19 protein-coding genes and 1 pseudogene are annotated in these 16342 nt (G+C 59.5%); 11 read left to right on the plus strand and 9 right to left on the minus strand.

All coding sequences use genetic code 11. The annotated features are described in order from the left end of the window. Position 1 precedes the first annotated feature (1 nt). The 6 genes from ACOI8A_RS19495 to cysG all read left to right on the plus strand — a co-directional run bounded on the left by ACOI8A_RS19495 (position 2) and on the right by cysG (position 7538). A complete protein-coding gene (locus ACOI8A_RS19495) occupies positions 2-2440 on the plus strand; it encodes a DNA translocase FtsK (protein WP_420648959.1) in 2439 nt (812 codons plus the stop codon). Positions 2441-2505: 65 nt separating this feature from the next. Then, complete coding sequence (lolA, locus tag ACOI8A_RS19500) at positions 2506-3126, plus strand: outer membrane lipoprotein chaperone LolA (protein WP_420648958.1); 621 nt, start codon at positions 2506-2508, stop codon at positions 3124-3126. 24 nt (positions 3127-3150) lie between these two features. Beyond that, a complete protein-coding gene (locus ACOI8A_RS19505; protein WP_420648957.1) occupies positions 3151-4473 on the plus strand; it encodes a replication-associated recombination protein A in 1323 nt (440 codons plus the stop codon). Then, entirely contained in the window at positions 4473-4847 is a 375-nt protein-coding gene (crcB, locus tag ACOI8A_RS19510; protein WP_420648956.1) for a fluoride efflux transporter CrcB, read from the plus strand. Before ACOI8A_RS19505 ends, crcB begins: the two co-directional genes overlap by 1 nt. Before the next feature lie 15 nt (positions 4848-4862). Continuing rightward, the gene (gene serS / locus ACOI8A_RS19515) at positions 4863-6143 is read left to right on the plus strand and encodes a serine--tRNA ligase (RefSeq protein WP_420648955.1); all 1281 of its coding nucleotides are present in this window, start codon (positions 4863-4865) and stop codon (positions 6141-6143) included. Further along, positions 6144-7538, plus strand: a complete 1395-nt coding sequence (gene cysG, locus ACOI8A_RS19520) for a siroheme synthase CysG (RefSeq protein WP_420648954.1) — start codon at positions 6144-6146, stop codon at positions 7536-7538. 178 nt (positions 7539-7716) lie between these two features. On the opposite strand, the gene ACOI8A_RS19525 is transcribed toward cysG, so the two are convergent. The 7 genes from ACOI8A_RS19525 to ACOI8A_RS19555 form a co-directional block, all read right to left on the minus strand. Further along, a complete protein-coding gene (locus ACOI8A_RS19525) occupies positions 7717-8718 on the minus strand; it encodes a glutathione S-transferase family protein (RefSeq protein WP_420648953.1) in 1002 nt (333 codons plus the stop codon). A gap of 91 nt (positions 8719-8809) precedes the next feature. Further along, positions 8810-9811 (minus strand): glycosyl transferase family protein, encoded by a 1002-nt coding sequence (locus tag ACOI8A_RS19530; protein WP_420648952.1) that lies wholly within the window; start codon positions 9809-9811, stop codon positions 8810-8812. Next, positions 9808-10143 (minus strand): TusE/DsrC/DsvC family sulfur relay protein, encoded by a 336-nt coding sequence (locus ACOI8A_RS19535; RefSeq protein ID WP_420648951.1) that lies wholly within the window; start codon positions 10141-10143, stop codon positions 9808-9810. The genes ACOI8A_RS19530 and ACOI8A_RS19535 overlap by 4 nt, the downstream gene beginning before the upstream one ends. Beyond that, the gene (gene tusB / locus ACOI8A_RS19540; protein WP_420648950.1) at positions 10140-10433 is read right to left on the minus strand and encodes a sulfurtransferase complex subunit TusB; all 294 of its coding nucleotides are present in this window, start codon (positions 10431-10433) and stop codon (positions 10140-10142) included. The genes ACOI8A_RS19535 and tusB overlap by 4 nt, the downstream gene beginning before the upstream one ends. Continuing rightward, a complete protein-coding gene (tusC, locus tag ACOI8A_RS19545; protein ID WP_420648949.1) occupies positions 10433-10789 on the minus strand; it encodes a sulfurtransferase complex subunit TusC in 357 nt (118 codons plus the stop codon). The genes tusB and tusC overlap by 1 nt, the downstream gene beginning before the upstream one ends. Position 10790: 1 nt before the next feature. After that, positions 10791-11183, minus strand: a complete 393-nt coding sequence (gene tusD / locus ACOI8A_RS19550; RefSeq protein ID WP_420648948.1) for a sulfurtransferase complex subunit TusD — start codon at positions 11181-11183, stop codon at positions 10791-10793. 81 nt (positions 11184-11264) lie between these two features. After that, positions 11265-11594, minus strand: a complete 330-nt coding sequence (locus ACOI8A_RS19555) for a DUF6388 family protein (RefSeq protein WP_420648947.1) — start codon at positions 11592-11594, stop codon at positions 11265-11267. A 135-nt stretch (positions 11595-11729) separates the two neighbouring features. Here ACOI8A_RS19555 and ACOI8A_RS19560 point away from each other — a divergent pair, with 135 nt between their 5' ends. Beyond that, complete coding sequence (locus tag ACOI8A_RS19560) at positions 11730-12080, plus strand: hypothetical protein (RefSeq protein WP_420648946.1); 351 nt, start codon at positions 11730-11732, stop codon at positions 12078-12080. A 20-nt stretch (positions 12081-12100) separates the two neighbouring features. Here the strand turns inward: ACOI8A_RS19560 and ACOI8A_RS19565 are convergent, their stop codons facing one another. After that, on the minus strand, positions 12101-12526 hold the full coding sequence (locus ACOI8A_RS19565; protein WP_420648945.1) for a GNAT family N-acetyltransferase: 426 nt from the start codon (positions 12524-12526) through the stop codon (positions 12101-12103). Positions 12527-12671: 145 nt separating this feature from the next. On the opposite strand from ACOI8A_RS19565, the gene ACOI8A_RS19570 reads away from it, so the two are divergent. The 4 genes and pseudogenes from ACOI8A_RS19570 (at position 12672) to ACOI8A_RS19585 (ending at position 15766) form a co-directional block, all read left to right on the plus strand. Then, positions 12672-13109, plus strand: a complete 438-nt coding sequence (locus ACOI8A_RS19570) for a hemerythrin domain-containing protein (RefSeq protein WP_420648944.1) — start codon at positions 12672-12674, stop codon at positions 13107-13109. A 221-nt stretch (positions 13110-13330) separates the two neighbouring features. Beyond that, positions 13331-13966, plus strand: coding sequence for a lytic polysaccharide monooxygenase auxiliary activity family 9 protein (locus tag ACOI8A_RS19575; RefSeq protein WP_420648943.1), 636 nt, complete (start codon positions 13331-13333; stop codon positions 13964-13966). A 39-nt stretch (positions 13967-14005) separates the two neighbouring features. Next, positions 14006-15040, plus strand: a pseudogene (locus tag ACOI8A_RS19580) (chitinase); the annotation flags it as partial. Between the two features lie 135 nt (positions 15041-15175). Beyond that, the gene (locus ACOI8A_RS19585; RefSeq protein ID WP_420648942.1) at positions 15176-15766 is read left to right on the plus strand and encodes an NUDIX domain-containing protein; all 591 of its coding nucleotides are present in this window, start codon (positions 15176-15178) and stop codon (positions 15764-15766) included. On the opposite strand, the gene ACOI8A_RS19590 is transcribed toward ACOI8A_RS19585, so the two are convergent. Then, on the minus strand, positions 15763-16278 hold the full coding sequence (locus tag ACOI8A_RS19590; protein WP_420648941.1) for a methylated-DNA--[protein]-cysteine S-methyltransferase: 516 nt from the start codon (positions 16276-16278) through the stop codon (positions 15763-15765). The two genes, ACOI8A_RS19585 and ACOI8A_RS19590, sit on opposite strands and share 4 nt — an antisense overlap. Positions 16279-16342: the final 64 nt, after the last annotated feature.

Here is a 16342-nt window from a genome sequence, read left to right on the forward strand (position 1 = left end):
GATGGACGCGCCACGGCGCAGGAAAAGAAGCGTTTTGAAGAAATCCACCGCAGCACCCAAAACAGTCGTCCCGCTCTGGCGCCAGCAATTGCACTACCGGCTCAAGGAAGGTGCGTTGATCGCCATCGGTGCCCTGTGCCTGTTCCTGATGATGGCTTTGCTGACCTACGGCAAGGACGATCCGGGCTGGAGCCACAACAGCAAGATCGACGACGTACAGAACTTCGGCGGTCCGGCCGGTTCCTACAGCGCCGACATCCTGTTCATGGTGCTGGGTTACTTCGCCTATATCTTCCCGCTGCTGCTGGCGGTCAAGGCTTATCAGATCTTCCGTCAGCGCCACGAGCCGTGGCAATGGAGCGGCTGGCTATTCTCCTGGCGCCTGATCGGTCTGGTGTTTCTGGTGCTGTCCGGCGCTGCGCTGGCGCACATTCACTTCCACGCTGCTACCGGTCTGCCAGCAGGCGCGGGTGGTGCGCTGGGCGAAAGCCTTGGCGATCTGGCGCGCAATGCACTGAATATTCAGGGCAGCACGCTGATGTTCATCGCGCTGTTCCTGTTCGGCCTGACGGTGTTTACCGACCTGTCGTGGTTCAAGGTGATGGACGTCACCGGCAAGATCACTCTCGATCTGTTCGAACTGTTCCAGGGCGCGCTCAATCGCTGGTGGGCAGCACGCACCGAACGCAAGCAACTGGTCGCGCAACTGCGTGAAGTCGATGATCGCGTGCATGATGTGGTCGCACCGACCGTCACCGACAAGCGCGAGCAGGCCAAGGTCAAGGAACGCCTGATCGAGCGTGAGCAGGCCCTGAGCAAGCATATGTCCGAGCGCGAGAAGCAGGTGCCGCCGGTCATCGCACCGGCCCCGGTCAAAGCGCCTGAGCCAAGCAAGCGCGTGCAGAAAGAGAAACAGGCGCCATTGTTCGTCGATAGCGCTGTGGAAGGCACCTTGCCGCCGATCTCGATCCTCGATCCTGCGGAAAAGAAACAACTCAATTACTCGCCTGAATCCCTCGCTGCGGTCGGCCACTTGCTGGAGATCAAGCTCAAGGAATTCGGCGTCGAAGTCACTGTGGATTCGATCCACCCCGGCCCGGTGATCACCCGTTACGAAATCCAGCCAGCCGCTGGCGTGAAAGTCAGCCGCATTTCCAACCTGGCGAAAGACTTGGCGCGTTCGCTGGCCGTGACCAGCGTGCGCGTAGTTGAAGTGATTCCCGGCAAGACGACCGTCGGTATCGAGATTCCCAACGAAGACAGGCAGATCGTACGTTTCTCCGAAGTGCTGTCGACCCCCGAGTACGACAACTTCAAGTCGCCGGTTACCCTGGCGCTGGGGCACGACATCGGCGGTAAACCGGTGATCACCGACCTGGCGAAAATGCCGCACTTGCTGGTGGCCGGTACCACCGGTTCCGGTAAGTCGGTGGGCGTGAACGCGATGATCCTGTCGATCCTGTTCAAGTCCGGCCCGGAAGACGCCAAGCTGATCATGATCGACCCGAAAATGTTGGAACTGTCGATCTACGAAGGCATTCCGCACTTGCTGTGCCCGGTCGTGACCGACATGAAGGACGCCGCCAACGCCCTGCGCTGGAGCGTTGCCGAAATGGAACGACGCTACAAACTCATGGCAAAAATGGGCGTGCGTAACCTGTCCGGCTTCAATGCCAAGGTCAAGGAAGCCCAGGACGCCGGCGAGCCGCTGAGCGATCCGCTGTACAAGCGCGAAAGCATCCACGACGAAGCGCCGCTGCTGCAGAAGCTGCCAACCATCGTTGTGGTGGTCGACGAATTCGCCGACATGATGATGATCGTCGGCAAGAAAGTTGAAGAGCTGATCGCGCGTATTGCGCAAAAAGCACGTGCCGCCGGTATTCACTTGATTCTCGCGACCCAGCGCCCATCGGTGGACGTGATCACCGGTCTGATCAAGGCCAACATTCCGACCCGTATGGCGTTCCAGGTATCGAGCAAGATCGACTCCCGCACCATCATTGACCAGGGCGGCGCCGAGCAATTGCTCGGCCACGGTGACATGCTCTACATGCCACCGGGCACCAGCCTGCCGATCCGGGTGCATGGCGCGTTCGTTTCCGACGAAGAAGTGCACCGTGTGGTGGAAGCCTGGAAGCTGCGCGGCGCGCCGGAATACAACGACGATATCCTCAACGGTGTCGAAGAGGCTGGCAGCGGTTTCGAAGGCAGCAGTGGTGGCGACGGTGATGATCCTGAAGCCGACGCGCTGTACGACGAAGCCGTGCAGTTCGTGCTGGAAAGCCGCCGCGCCTCGATTTCTGCGGTACAGCGCAAGCTGAAGATCGGTTACAACCGCGCCGCGCGCATGATCGAAGCCATGGAAATGGCCGGGGTCGTGACGTCGATGAACACCAACGGTTCGCGTGAAGTACTGGCCCCCGGCCCGGTGCGCGACTGATTCACATGCAATGGACGGTGCATGAGGCGCCGTCCACTTTCCCACGCGTATTCAAGAGGACTCCCATGCGTCTTATCCGCATGTTGCTGCCAGTACTGGCGCTGACCACTTTTACAGCCCACGCCGATGACAAGGACGTGGCGCGCCTGACCCAGTTGCTGGAGCAATCCAACACCCTGACCGCGCGTTTTTCGCAGCTCACGCTGGATGGCGGCGGCACCCAGTTGCAGGAAACCACCGGCGAAATGTCCCTGCAGCGTCCGGGCCTGTTCTACTGGCACACCGAAGCGCCGAACGAGCAGACCATGGTCTCGGATGGCAAGAAGGTCACCTTGTGGGACCCGGATCTGGAACAGGTCACGATCAAAAAGCTTGATCCGCGCCTGACGCAGACTCCAGCTTTGTTGCTGTCCGATGATGTGTCGAAGATCAGCAAGAGTTTCGACATCAGCGCCAAAGAGGCCGGTGGCGTGATCGACTTCACCCTGAAGCCGAAAACCAAAGACACCCTGTTCGACAGCCTGCGTCTGTCGTTCCGCAACGGTCTGGTCAATGACATGCAACTGATCGACAGCGTCGGCCAGCGCACCAATATCCTGTTCACAGGGGTCAAGGCCAACGCAGCGATCCCGGCATCGAAGTTCAAGTTCGACATCCCCAAGGGTGCCGATGTGATCCAGGAATAAGCACAGAGGTTTCAACGGTACGTGATGGATCTGTTTCGCAGTGCACCGATTGCCCAGCCGCTGGCCGCCCGTTTGCGTGCGACCAATCTGGATGAGTACGTCGGTCAGGAACACCTGCTCGCTCGCGGCAAGCCTCTGCGTGAGGCGCTGGAGCAGGGTGCCCTGCACTCGATGATCTTCTGGGGCCCGCCGGGCGTGGGTAAAACCACGCTGGCGCGGCTGCTCGCGGAAGTCTCGGATGCGCACTTCGAAACGGTCTCGGCGGTGCTCGCCGGGGTCAAGGAGATCCGTCAGGCGGTGGAAATCGCCAAGCAGCAAGCCGGGCAATACGGCAAGCGCACTATTTTGTTCGTCGATGAAGTGCACCGCTTCAACAAATCCCAGCAGGATGCATTCCTGCCATATGTTGAAGACGGCACGCTGATCTTCATCGGCGCTACCACCGAAAATCCCTCGTTTGAACTGAACAACGCGCTCCTTTCGCGGGCGCGAGTCTATGTACTCAAAAGCCTCGACGAAGCCGCGTTGCGCAAACTGGTGCAGCGCGCGCTCACCGAAGAGCGCGGCCTGGGCAAGCGCAATCTGACGCTGAATGACGAAGGTTTCCAGATGCTGCTGTCCGCCGCCGATGGCGATGGCCGGCGTCTGCTCAACCTCTTGGAGAACGCCTCGGATCTGGCCGAAGACGACAGCGAAATCGGTACCGAGCTGCTGCAAAGCCTGCTCGGCGATACGCGTCGGCGTTTCGACAAGGGTGGCGAAGCCTTCTACGACCAGATTTCCGCGCTGCACAAGTCGGTCCGCGGCTCGAACCCGGATGGTGCGCTGTACTGGTTCGCGCGGATGATCGACGGCGGTTGCGATCCGTTGTACCTGGCCCGGCGCGTGGTGCGCATGGCCAGTGAAGATATCGGCAACGCCGACCCGCGCGCCCTGAGCCTGTGCCTCGCAGCATGGGAAGTGCAGGAACGTCTAGGCAGTCCGGAAGGCGAATTGGCCGTGGCCCAGGCCATCACCTATCTGGCCTGCGCGCCGAAAAGCAACGCGGTGTACATGGGCTTCAAAACCGCACTGCGCGCCGCCGCCGAACACGGCTCGCTGGAAGTCCCGCTGCACCTGCGCAACGCGCCGACCAAACTGATGAAACAGCTGGGTTACGGCGATGAATACCGTTACGCCCATGATGAGCCTGACGCCTACGCTGCCGGCGAAGATTATTTCCCGGACGAGCTCGAGCCGATCCCGTTCTATCAACCTGTGCCCCGTGGCCTCGAATTGAAGATCGGCGAGAAGCTCAATCACCTCGCGCAACTCGACCGTTTAAGCCCAAGACAGCGGAGAAAATAGTGCTTCCATTGATCGTTGCGGTCTCGGCCGGCGGGGTTGCCGGCACCTTGTTGCGCTTCGCCACCGGTAATTGGATCAACGCCAATTGGCCGCGGCACTTCTATACCGCGACGCTGGCCGTTAATATCGTGGGCTGCCTGCTGATCGGCGTGTTGTACGGCCTGTTTTTGCTACGCCCGGAGGTGCCGATCGAGGTACGCGCCGGGTTGATGGTCGGCTTCCTCGGGGGGCTGACGACTTTTTCATCCTTTTCACTGGATACGGTGCGCTTGCTGGAAAGCGGGCAAGTGCCGCTGGCCCTGGGCTATGCGGCGATCAGCGTATTCGGCGGGCTGCTCGCCACGTGGGCCGGCCTGTCCCTGACCAAACTTTGATAACGAGAAACCGACATGCTCGATTCCAAACTGTTACGTAGCAACCTTCAGGACGTAGCGGACCGCCTGGCTTCCCGTGGTTATGCCCTGGATACCGCGCGCATCGAAGCGCTGGAAGAACAGCGCAAGACCGTCCAGACCCGCACCGAAGCACTGCAGGCTGAGCGTAATGCGCGTTCCAAATCCATCGGTCAGGCCAAGCAGCGCGGCGAAGACATCGCGCCGTTGATGGCGGACGTCGAGCGCATGGCGGGCGAATTGAGTGCCGGCAAAGTCGAGCTGGACGCGATCCAGACCGAGCTGGACTCGATCCTGCTCGGCATTCCCAACCTGCCGCACGAATCGGTGCCAGTGGGTGCTGACGAAGACGGCAACGTCGAAGTGCGCCGTTGGGGCACGCCGACTGCATTCGATTTCGAAGTGAAAGACCACGTTGCGCTGGGCGAGAAGTTCGGCTGGCTCGACTTTGAAACCGCCGCCAAACTGTCCGGCGCACGTTTCGCCCTGCTGCGTGGCCCGATCGCCCGTCTGCACCGCGCCCTGGCGCAGTTCATGATCAACCTGCACGTCAACGAGCACGGCTACGAAGAGGCCTACACGCCTTATCTGGTTCAGGCGCCGGCGCTGCAAGGCACTGGTCAACTGCCGAAGTTCGAAGAAGACCTGTTCAAGATCACTCGCGAAGGCGAAGCCGATCTGTACTTGATTCCGACTGCGGAAGTGTCGCTGACCAATATCGTGGCCGGCGAAATCGTCGATTCGAAACTGCTACCGATCAAGTTCGTCGCCCACACGCCTTGCTTCCGTAGTGAAGCCGGTGCGTCGGGTCGCGACACCCGCGGCATGATCCGTCAGCACCAGTTCGACAAGGTTGAGATGGTGCAGATTGTTGAGCCATCGCAGTCGATGGAAGCGCTGGAAGGCCTGACCGCCAACGCTGAAAAAGTCCTGCAACTGCTCGAATTGCCTTACCGCACTCTGGCGCTGTGCACCGGCGACATGGGTTTCAGCGCGGTCAAAACCTACGATCTGGAAGTGTGGATTCCGAGCCAGGACAAATACCGCGAAATCTCCTCGTGCTCGAACTGCGGCGATTTCCAGGCGCGTCGTATGCAGGCGCGTTTCCGCAACCCGGAAACCGGCAAGCCAGAGCTGGTGCACACCCTCAACGGTTCCGGTCTGGCAGTCGGTCGTACGCTGGTTGCCGTGCTGGAAAACTATCAGCAGGCTGACGGTTCGATCCGCGTTCCGGAGGTTCTCAAGCCGTACATGGGTGGCCTCGAGGTCATCGGCTAAATGAAATATCTGCCGCTGTTTCACAACCTGCGCGGCAGTCGTGTGTTGGTCGTCGGTGGGGGGGAAATTGCCTTGCGCAAATCCCGCCTGCTGGCCGACGCCGGTGCGCTGCTGCGGGTGGTCGCACCTGAAATCGAAACGCAATTGGCTGAACTGGTCGCTGCCAGCGGTGGCGAGTGCCTGTTGCGCGGTTATGTCGAAACGGATCTCGACGGTTGCGGGCTGATCATTGCTGCCACCGACGACGAAACCCTGAATGCGCAAGTCTCCACCGATGCCCATCGGCGTTGCGTGCCGGTCAACGTGGTCGATGCGCCTGCGCTGTGCAGCGTGATTTTCCCGGCGATCGTTGATCGCTCGCCGCTGATCATCGCGGTGTCCAGCGGCGGCGATGCGCCGGTGCTGGCGCGGCTGATTCGCGCCAAGATCGAAACCTGGATTCCTTCGACCTACGGCCAATTGGCCGGTCTGGCCGCGCGTTTCCGTAATCAGGTCAAAGGCCTGTTTCCGGACGTGCAGCAGCGTCGCGGTTTCTGGGAAGACGTGTTTCAAGGCCCGATTGCCGACCGGCAACTGGCCGGGCAGGGCTCCGAGGCCGAGCGTCTGTTGCAGGCGAAAATCGACGGGGAACCGAGCATCACTACCGGTGAGGTGTATCTGGTGGGAGCCGGCCCGGGAGATCCGGATCTGCTGACTTTCCGCGCCTTGCGTCTGATGCAGCAAGCCGACGTGGTGCTGTACGACCGCTTGGTGGCGCCAGCGATTCTCGAACTGTGTCGTCGCGACGCCGAACGGGTTTATGTCGGCAAACGCCGCGCCGAGCACGCCGTGCCGCAGGATCAGATCAACCAGCAACTGGTCGATCTGGCCAAGGCCGGCAAACGCGTGGTGCGCTTGAAGGGCGGTGATCCGTTCATCTTCGGCCGTGGCGGCGAAGAGATCGAAGAACTGGCGGCGCATGGCATTCCGTTTCAGGTAGTGCCGGGCATTACTGCGGCCAGTGGTTGTGCGGCGTATGCGGGTATTCCGCTGACTCATCGTGATTACGCGCAGTCGGTGCGTTTTGTTACCGGTCACTTGAAGGACGGTTCCACAGATCTGCCATGGGCGGACCTTGTCTCCCCGGCGCAGACGCTGGTGTTCTACATGGGGCTGGTGGGGTTGCCGGTGATATGCGAGCAGTTGATCAAGCATGGTCGTGCGGCGGATACGCCAGCGGCGTTGATCCAGCAGGGCACGACGGTCAATCAGCGGGTATTTACCGGGACATTGGCCGATTTACCGCGATTGGTGGCGGAGCATGAAGTACATGCGCCGACACTGGTGATCGTCGGCGAAGTGGTGCAATTGCGCGAGAAACTCGCATGGTTTGAAGGCGCACAGGCGCAGGTCTGACAGACCGAGTCGCGCCCATCGCTGGCAAGCCAGCTCCCACAGGTTTTGTGTTGAAGCTGCAATCTCCAGCATCACCCAAGGCCTGTGGAATCGTAGTGGAGCTGTAATCTCCAGCATCACACTAATCACTGTGGGAGCTGGCTTGCCAGCGATGAGGCCCTCAAATACACCGAAGCAATCAACCCCGGCGCCAAACGCCTTTGCCTCTCAGCCGCTCGCGGTCATGCCCCACGGTGAAATCCTGCTCCGGCCCCTTCGGCACAACCCCGGTCGGGTTAATGGTCTTGTGGCTACCGTAGTAGTGATGCTTGATGTGCTGAAAATCCACCGTCTCGGCCACTCCCGGCACCTGATACATCTCGCGCAACCAGTTCGACAGGTTCGGATAATCGGCAATCCGCCGCAGATTGCACTTGAAGTGCCCGTGATACACCGCGTCAAAGCGGATCAGCGTGGTAAACAAGCGCACATCCGCCTCAGTCAGGAATTCGCCGCTCAAGTAGCGATTCGCGCCCAGCACCTGCTCCAGATGATCCAGCTCGGCAAACACCTCATCGAAAGCTTCTTCATACGCTTGCTGCGAAGTGGCGAACCCGGCGCGATATACACCGTTGTTCACCGCTGGATAAATCCGCTCGTTCAGCACATCGATCTCGCTGCGTAATGGCGCCGGGTAGAAGTCGAGGTCATTGCCAGTCAGATGATCAAATGCGCTGTTGAACATGCGGATGATCTCCGCCGATTCATTGCTGACGATGCGTCTGAGTTTTTTGTCCCATAGCACCGGCACAGTGACGCGACCAGTGTAGTTGGCAGTGTCGGCCGTATAGCGCTGGTGCATGAAGTCGAAATCATCGAGTTTGTCGCCGGTCGAGCCGAGGTTTTGGTCGAAGGTCCAGCCGTTCTCCAGCATCAGCCAACTGACCACCGATACGTCGATCAGACTTTCCAGCCCTTTGAGTTTGCGCAGGATCAGCGTGCGATGCGCCCACGGGCAAGCGAGCGAAACATAGAGGTGATAGCGCCCGGCCTCGGCAGCAAAACCGCCTTCTCCGCTCGGGCCAGGCTGGCCGTCAGTGCTGACCCAGTTGCGCCGTTGCGCCTGTTCGCGCTGGAACGCGCCGTCCTTGCTGCTTTCGTACCACTTGTCCTGCCAGCGGCCATCGACGAGTAAACCCATGATCAAGACTCCAGAATCAATAATTCGTTGGAGTCGAGTCTATTCCGATGAGTTCGAACAAAAAGCGCAAAGATCGGGCGTGAATGATCGGTTAAATCGATTCGTTGCGCGCGGCCCAGTATTGCTCGGCGGTCGCGAAGGCCTGTTCGCGGCTCTGACCCAAACCGCGCAGCGCCAGTGCCATGGTCGAAATCAGGGCCATTTGCGGGTAGCTGTCGACCACATCACCGCGCCAAACCGCTTTCAAATGCTCGACGTCCAGCGATGCTGGTTTGACGTGGCGCTGTGCCGACAACTGCGGCCATTCCTCGTCCCAGCTCTGACCGCCAGTGGTGCCGTACAAATGGCTGTCGGCGTCCGGGTTGATCTCGATTTCGCCGCCATCGCCCTTGACCACAATCGCCGTGTCGCCGAGCAAACCGCTGGCATCGCGATGCACTGCTTGATAGCCAGGGTGGAAAATGCTTTGCAAGCCGCAACGCGCGCCCAGCGGATTGAGAATCCGCGCCAGCGAATGAATCGGCGAACGCAGGCCGAGGGTGTTGCGCAGGTCGATCATGTTCTGCAACTGCGGCGCCCAGTCCACCAGCGGCATGAATGCCAATCCGCCGTTGTCCAGCGCGCTGCCGACCTGCTTCCAGTCGCGGCACAACGGGATGTTCAGATCGCCAAGCAGTTGCTCCGAGTACATACGCCCGGCAGTGTGTGCGCCGCCGCCGTGCATGAAAATGCGCACGCCGTTCTGCGCCAGGCACTTGGCCGCCAGCAGATACCACGGCAGGTGACGCTTTTTACCGGCATAGGTTGGCCAGTCCAGATCGACATTCAACGCCGGCGCCTGCAAGCGCTCGCGCAAGGCCTCGGTGAAACCGGCCATTTCTTCGGCGCTTTCTTCCTTGTGCCGCAGCAACATCAGGAAGGCGCCGAGCTGGGTGTCTTCGACTTTATCGTCGAGCACCATGCCCATGGCTTCCCGGGCTTCGGTGCGGGTCAGGTCGCGGGCGCCGCGTTTGCCTTTGCCGAGAATCCGCACGAATTGCGCAAATGGATGCTCGGCGGGCGTTTCGAGGGTCAGCGCTGGAAAGTCGGTCATAAGCAATTCGTCGGTTTGGGCAGGCCCGCCAGTTTCGCGGCGAGTTTGGCGGGAGTGCCTTTGAACAATCGGTTCAGGTGCAGGCTGTTGCCTTTGTCCACGCCGAGTTTCAGCGCGGTGTACTTGATCAGTGGCCGCGTGGCAGGCGACAGCTGGAATTCGGCATAGAAGCTGCGCAGCAGTTCGAGGACCTCCCAGTGTTCGGCAGTCAACTCGATGTCTTCGGCGGAGGCGAGGGCGCTGGCAACGTCTGCCGACCAGTCGCTGAGGTCGAGCAGAAAGCCGTCCTTGTCCACTTCGATGGCGCGGGCGCCGACGTTCAAAACACTCATAGCCAGCTGTTGACCTTGTCATAGCGGATCGACAATTCGACGAAGCCCGGGTAATCGATCACTTCGGCCCAATCGGGGACCAATACCGCGCGGGCTTCGGCATCTTCCGCCAGCACGTACAAATTTTCCTGACGGCTTTGCAAAGCAGCCAGCGGCGCGGTGTCCGGTTGCAGCGCGTAGACCGCGTCACCGGACAACAGCAAGGCATCAGAGCTGCCGATCAAACGCAGGCAACTGGTCAGTCGGTCGTCGCCGAACGGGGAATGAGACAACACATGCAAAGTCGACATCAGAGGGTGATCACCTGGTCGTAACGGTCAATAAGGGCGGTGATGTGAGCGGCACCAAGCGGTTGTGCTTCTTCCAGCGACAGTTGGCCCATGCCGCGAGCGTTGGCGCTTTCAGCGCAATAGAACAGTTCCTCAACGCCAAACATCGGCAGCGCTTGCAGGTTGGCGCTCAGGTCTTTCTGTTGCAGGGCTTTGGCGTTCTGCCCGGCGCCGAGTTGCAACACTCCGTCATCGAGAAACAGCAGGCCGATCGGCAGATCGAACGCGCCACCGGCCAGCACGATGTCCAGCGCCTCGCGCGCACTCGGGCCGGACCACGGCGACTGGCGGCTGATGATCAACAGGGATTTAGCCATCTCACGCGCCTCCGAAACAGATCAGTCGGTCAGCGTCTTGCACCGCATCGTGCAGCTGACCGAGGCCGGACAATTCCCAAGGCGCGCTGACGGCGACCGCATCACGCTGATAGCGCTTGGCTTCTTCGTCATTCAGCACACCACGGCGCAGGGCAGCGGCAATACACACCACACCGTCCAGATTTTGCTCGGTGATGAAGGCGCGCCATTGCTTGGCCAAGTCCAGTTCATCTTGCGGGGTGACCAGCGCATCCGAGGCGTTGAACACGCCGTCCTGATAGAAAAACAGCCGGACAATTTCATGCCCCCCGGCCAGCGCCGCCTGAGCGAACAGCAGGGCGCGACGCGAGGAGGGCGCGTGGGCGGCGGAGAACAACGCAATGGCGAACTTCATGACGGACTCGATCAGCAAAACTGCGGCCATGATAAAGCTTTCTCGGCAGGGCGGCGAAGTCGATGTTGTCCGTGCGATGCGTTACGGCTCTATGCCGTACAAATCGCAATACTCCAGCCAGTCCATACCGGCCATCTCCGCGACTTCGCGATGCACCTCAAGCCGTTGTGCCTGATATTCCTCAGGCGTGTCAGCGGTCAGTTTCAACGTCAGTTCCCAGGCGAACAGGTTCAGGCTTTCAGCCTCGGCCTCAAACGCTTCGTGCAGGCGTTCTTCGCGGTACTGCGCCTGGGTTTCACCCTTGGCCTGGGCCAACAACGGATTCAGATGATCGAGGGTCTCGCGCAGTTCGGGCCGCGCATCGAGAAACAGTTTCAAGGCGTGTTCGTGTCGCTGGTCGGTAGGCGCCATGGGCTTTCCTTGTAGGGCTTGATGACCATAGGGTGCAGGAGCAGGCGCAATGTGTCGCGCGCTAAATGCAGTAAAGCAGAACGTTTCGCGGCGCTGCGGTGATACAGTCCGCTTTTTTCTGAATGAGCGAATGCAATGCGAATTCTGATGGTGGCGCTGGCAGCGAGCATGCTGGCCGGTTGCGCAGGTTCGGTGATGGAAGATGCCCGCACCCAAACCCCGTACAAGGTGTTGAATTCGGACAAACCCGAGAAAGTCGTGGCCCAGTGCATCCAGTTCTCCTGGCAGGACGAAGCGGTGTTCGGCGTGGATGCGGGCGCGTATCTGCAACCGGGCAAGAAGGGCGGCTCGACGGTTTATACGCGCTCGGCGGAGTCGTTCGTCGATGTCAGCAGTGATGCCTCTGGCACCCTGTTGAACTACTACGCGCAGAAAGATGATTTTGTCGCCAAGCGCCGGTTGGCGGCGTTGGCGACCTGCCTCTAACACAGCCGTGATCCGCCGGTTCAGCTATTCAGGCGCTTCTGAAAGAAGTGGCGCTTGTGCCCCGGCGGATAATCGACCAGCTCACCGAACTGGCTGAAGCCGAGCTTCTTGTAGAATTCCGGCGCCTGAAAATCAAAGGTGTCCAGCCAGATCCCGATGCACCCGTTTTCCCGCGCCAGGTCTTCGGCCATGTGCATCAGTTTCGAGCCAATACCTTGCCCGCGGCCTTGCTCCGGCACCGCCAGCAAATCGATGAACAGCCACTGGCACACAAATCGTCCATAGAGACCGCCGAGTATGACGTCCTGCTCATCACGCACCAGCAAGGTCAGCGGCTTGGATTTGGCAATTCCAGCCTTGGCAACGTTGTAAGCATGTAACGGCGCAAGAATCGCCAGGCGTTCTTCTTCCGTGTTGGTTTGCGACAGCTCGATCCGCAACGTCATGTGCTACTTCCTTATGGCAGAGACCCGCAGCCTAGCTGTCTCTGAGCGATTGTTCTATCCCCCGCAACGCTCATGGAACCGTCGCTTGCGCGTTGCGGTCTAGGCCTTACAGCGTCAATTCAGAACGCATAGCCGAGGAGACTCCATGAACATTTTCGAAGCCCTGCGCGAAAGCCACGACCGTCAGCGCACCTACGCCAAGGCATTGATCGAAACCAGCGGCGACAGCCCGGAACGCGTCGAGGCCTACAAACAGCTCAAAGCCGAGTTGCAGGCCCATGAAACCGCCGAGGAGCGCTTCTTCTATATCCCGTTGATGGAGATGGACCAAGGCGTCGACCTCAGCCGCCATGCCATCGCCGAACACCATGAAATGGACGAGATGATGGAAGAACTGGACGAGACTGAAATGTCCAGTCCGGCCTGGCTCGCGACTGCGAAGAAGCTGTCGGACAAGGTCCATCACCATCTGAAGGAAGAGGAGCAGAAGTTCTTCCAGATGGCCGGCAAACTGCTCGACGAAAAACAGAAAGAGCAACTCGCGGGGCAATACCAAAAGGAGTTCAAAGCTCAATTGGCTTGATCGCTGGATGCAGGTTTATGTGGTCTCGGCGTGTAATCCTTTCTCCATATGTCGAGTAGGATTACGCATAAAGCACTGTGTTTACATCCAGTGTTTTCAGCGTTTTCGTGAACCAGTGCCTGCGACCGCGACAAATCCGCCAATGGACAAAAAATCCATCTCCGTTAGGTTGAAGGCCTCTCCTCGGAAAGGAGAGTTCTTAAATCAACGGAGTGAAAAACATGAATCAACCACAAGCTGAAAACCAACTGCGACACGGTCGCGTTATCTCCCCGGCCAGTCGTGGCGCGGTGGCCATCGAGCAAGGATTACTCGGCGGCTGGCAAGTCAACGAGATGGAAGGGGGCAAAAACTTCCCGGCGCTGGTGGCCGGTCCGTTCCCGGCGCCTTACGGGTCGGATACCCCAAGCGTCGTGCCACCGACCGACGGTCACATTCTCAGCGGCGGCAAGGATGACGCCCGGGATTGCGTCAACTTTACCGAAGCGGAAATGAGCAAGAAACTCGGTCGTCCGTTTACGTGGCCGCTGCTCAACGTCACGCCTGGCCAGACTCTGAAGGTCAATTGGGAGTACACCGCACCGCACACCACCCGTGGCTACCGTTGGCTGATCACCAAGGATGGCTGGGATCCGCAGCAGCGCATCAGCCGTGCGCAACTGGACGCGCAGCCGTTCGCCGAGGATTTCTATACTCAGGTTCCGTACTACAGTCATTCGGCGGAATTGAAGGCCAAGGTCAATCACGAGGTGAAACTTCCGGCCAACAAGAAGGGTCACCACGTCATCGTCCTGATGTGGATCGTTGCCAACACTGGCAACGCTTTCTATCAAGTGTTCGATGTGGACTTCAAATAAGTCCGCAACACCAACCCACACGTTCTGAAGGATTAGAACATGTCGAATATCGATTTCACCTTATTGCAAAACAAGGCGAGCGACGCCGCTTCGCTGATGCCGAGCATCGCCGGCAAGAAGATCCTCATGGGCTTCTGGCATAACTGGCCGGCGGGGCCGAGCGACGGTTACCAACGCGGTCAGTTCGCCAACATCGCGCTCGAAGATGTGCCCAAGGACTACAACGTAGTCGCGGTGGCCTTCATGAAGGGCAGCGGGATCCCGACCTTCAAACCGTACAGCCTCTCCGATACCGAGTTCCGCCGTCAGGTCGGTGTGCTCAACAGTCAGGGGCGGGCGGTGCTGATCTCCCTCGGCGGCGCCGACGCGCACATCGAGTTGCGCAGCGGTCAGGAACAACCGCTGGCCAACGAAATCATCCGTCTGGTGGAAACCTACGGCTTTGATGGTCTGGACATCGACCTTGAACAGAGCGCGATTGATTTCGCTGCCAACAAGACTGTCCTGCCGGCCGCGCTGAAACTGGTCAAGGATCACTACGCCGGCCAGGGCAAGCACTTCATCATCAGCATGGCGCCGGAGTTTCCGTACCTGACCAGCAACGGCAAATACGTCGACTACTTGCGGTCGCTGGAAGGCTACTACGACTTCATCGCCCCGCAGTTCTATAACCAGGGCGGCGACGGCGTCTGGGTGCCGGAAGCCAACAATGGCAGCGGCGCGTGGATCGCGCAGAACAACGATGCGCTGAAGGAAGACTTCCTGTACTACCTGACCGAAAGCCTGGTAACCGGCACACGCGGCTTCACCAAAATCCCGGCGGACAAGTTCGTCATCGGCCTGCCCACCAACGTCGACGCCGCTGCGACCGGTTATGTGATCGACAAAAACGCGGTCGGTAATGCGATGAAGCGTCTGGCAGTCAAAGGGCTGGCGATCAAGGGCTTGATGACCTGGTCGGTGAACTGGGACAACGGCGTGAGCAAGGATCGGGTGCCGTACAACTGGGAATTCAGTCGGCGGTATGGGCCACTGATTCACGGAGCGGCGTCAGCCACCCATGAGCCTGACGCTGCAACGGCAAACATCGCCCGTCAGTCGTAAACCAATAAAGAGCCCGGTAGCGCTGCCGGGCTTTTTTTCGTTAATGCGCGGAATTTTTTCGCCTAACATGGTCGCCCCTCCAATGACAAAGAAGGATCAAGCGTCATGCCCAATACAGCCGAGCGAGTCAACATTGTCGAAACTCAGGTGTTGTCCGAAGACTGGTATCTGCTGAAAAAAATCACCTTCGACTACCTGCGCAACAACGGTGAATGGCAGCGCCAGAGCCGCGAGGTTTATGACCGGGGCAACGGTGCCGCGATTCTGCTGTTCAACCGCGAGAAGCGCACGGTGGTGTTGACTCGCCAGTTTCGTCTGCCCGTGTTCGTCAACGGTCACGATGGCTTGCTAATCGAAGTGGCGGCGGGGTTGCTTGAAGGTGTAGCGCCGGAGCAACGGATTCGCGAGGAAGCCGAGGAGGAAACCGGCTACCGCGTGCATGACGTAAAGAAAGTGTTCGAGGCTTATATGAGTCCCGGCTCGGTGACCGAGAAGCTGCACTTCTTCATCGCCGAATACGATGCGGCGTCGAAAGTCAGCGAGGGTGGCGGACTGGAAGAAGAAACCGAAGAACTGGAAGTATTGGAGTGGCATTTCGACGATGCGCTGCGGGCGTTTCAACGAGGTGAGATCTGCGATGCGAAGACCATCATGCTCTTACAGTACGCGGCGATGAATAATCTGTTTGTTGCTTAAAACAAGTCGCCAGTCTTGCCGACAGCAGTCCACTGGCCGCCCTCCAGCGTGAGCAAACGCTCCTTCGCTTCGAGACCTCCGGCAAAACCGGTCAGTTTCCCCGACGCGCCGATCACCCGGTGACACGGCGCAATGATCGAGATCGGATTGCGCCCGTTCGCCGCACCGACTGCACGCACGGCGCTGGGGTGGCCGATCTGGATTGCAATCTGGCTGTAAGTGCGGGTTTCACCGAAAGGAATGGTCAGCAGCGCGGCCCAGACTTTTCTCTGGAATTCGGTGCCGGTGAAATCCAGGTCCAGTTCGAAGGCATCGCGTGTGCCGGTGAAATATTCTTTCAATTGCTGCGCAGTTTTCATCAGAACCGGATCGTCCGGTGATTCAGTCATAGGCCCCAGCCGCACCCGGTTCGGTTTGTCGTTTTCCCAGAGGATGGCCACCAGTCGTGAACCATTCGCGACCAGCTTCAATTCGCCGACCGGCGAGGGCAGGGTGATGAACGTGTGGGCCATGGGGAAAACTCCGGGGCGAGGCGGGAACGACGCTCAGCATACTGCCTGACCGGGGAGGCGCAAA

Origin of the sequence: Pseudomonas sp. P4795 (genome assembly GCF_048822895.1) — a bacterium.
GTDB lineage: Bacteria > Pseudomonadota > Gammaproteobacteria > Pseudomonadales > Pseudomonadaceae > Aquipseudomonas.

Excerpts from the sequence above, each read along its gene's own strand:
- ACOI8A_RS19495 (WP_420648959.1), top strand. The coding sequence starts at position 2 with ATGGACGCGCCACGGCGCAGGAAAAGAAGCGTTTTGAAGAAATCCACC.
- lolA (WP_420648958.1), top strand. The coding sequence starts at position 2,506 with ATGCGTCTTATCCGCATGTTGCTGCCAGTACTGGCGCTGACCACTTTT.
- ACOI8A_RS19505 (WP_420648957.1), top strand. The coding sequence starts at position 3,151 with ATGGATCTGTTTCGCAGTGCACCGATTGCCCAGCCGCTGGCCGCCCGT.
- serS (WP_420648955.1), top strand. The coding sequence starts at position 4,863 with ATGCTCGATTCCAAACTGTTACGTAGCAACCTTCAGGACGTAGCGGAC.
- cysG (WP_420648954.1), top strand. The coding sequence starts at position 6,144 with ATGAAATATCTGCCGCTGTTTCACAACCTGCGCGGCAGTCGTGTGTTG.
- ACOI8A_RS19525 (WP_420648953.1), bottom strand. The coding sequence starts at position 8,718 with ATGGGTTTACTCGTCGATGGCCGCTGGCAGGACAAGTGGTACGAAAGC.
- ACOI8A_RS19530 (WP_420648952.1), bottom strand. The coding sequence starts at position 9,811 with ATGACCGACTTTCCAGCGCTGACCCTCGAAACGCCCGCCGAGCATCCA.
- ACOI8A_RS19535 (WP_420648951.1), bottom strand. The coding sequence starts at position 10,143 with ATGAGTGTTTTGAACGTCGGCGCCCGCGCCATCGAAGTGGACAAGGAC.
- tusB (WP_420648950.1), bottom strand. The coding sequence starts at position 10,433 with ATGTCGACTTTGCATGTGTTGTCTCATTCCCCGTTCGGCGACGACCGA.
- tusC (WP_420648949.1), bottom strand. The coding sequence starts at position 10,789 with ATGGCTAAATCCCTGTTGATCATCAGCCGCCAGTCGCCGTGGTCCGGC.
- tusD (WP_420648948.1), bottom strand. The coding sequence starts at position 11,183 with ATGAAGTTCGCCATTGCGTTGTTCTCCGCCGCCCACGCGCCCTCCTCG.
- ACOI8A_RS19555 (WP_420648947.1), bottom strand. The coding sequence starts at position 11,594 with ATGGCGCCTACCGACCAGCGACACGAACACGCCTTGAAACTGTTTCTC.
- ACOI8A_RS19560 (WP_420648946.1), top strand. The coding sequence starts at position 11,730 with ATGCGAATTCTGATGGTGGCGCTGGCAGCGAGCATGCTGGCCGGTTGC.
- ACOI8A_RS19565 (WP_420648945.1), bottom strand. The coding sequence starts at position 12,526 with ATGACGTTGCGGATCGAGCTGTCGCAAACCAACACGGAAGAAGAACGC.
- ACOI8A_RS19570 (WP_420648944.1), top strand. The coding sequence starts at position 12,672 with ATGAACATTTTCGAAGCCCTGCGCGAAAGCCACGACCGTCAGCGCACC.
- ACOI8A_RS19575 (WP_420648943.1), top strand. The coding sequence starts at position 13,331 with ATGAATCAACCACAAGCTGAAAACCAACTGCGACACGGTCGCGTTATC.
- ACOI8A_RS19585 (WP_420648942.1), top strand. The coding sequence starts at position 15,176 with ATGCCCAATACAGCCGAGCGAGTCAACATTGTCGAAACTCAGGTGTTG.
- ACOI8A_RS19590 (WP_420648941.1), bottom strand. The coding sequence starts at position 16,278 with ATGGCCCACACGTTCATCACCCTGCCCTCGCCGGTCGGCGAATTGAAG.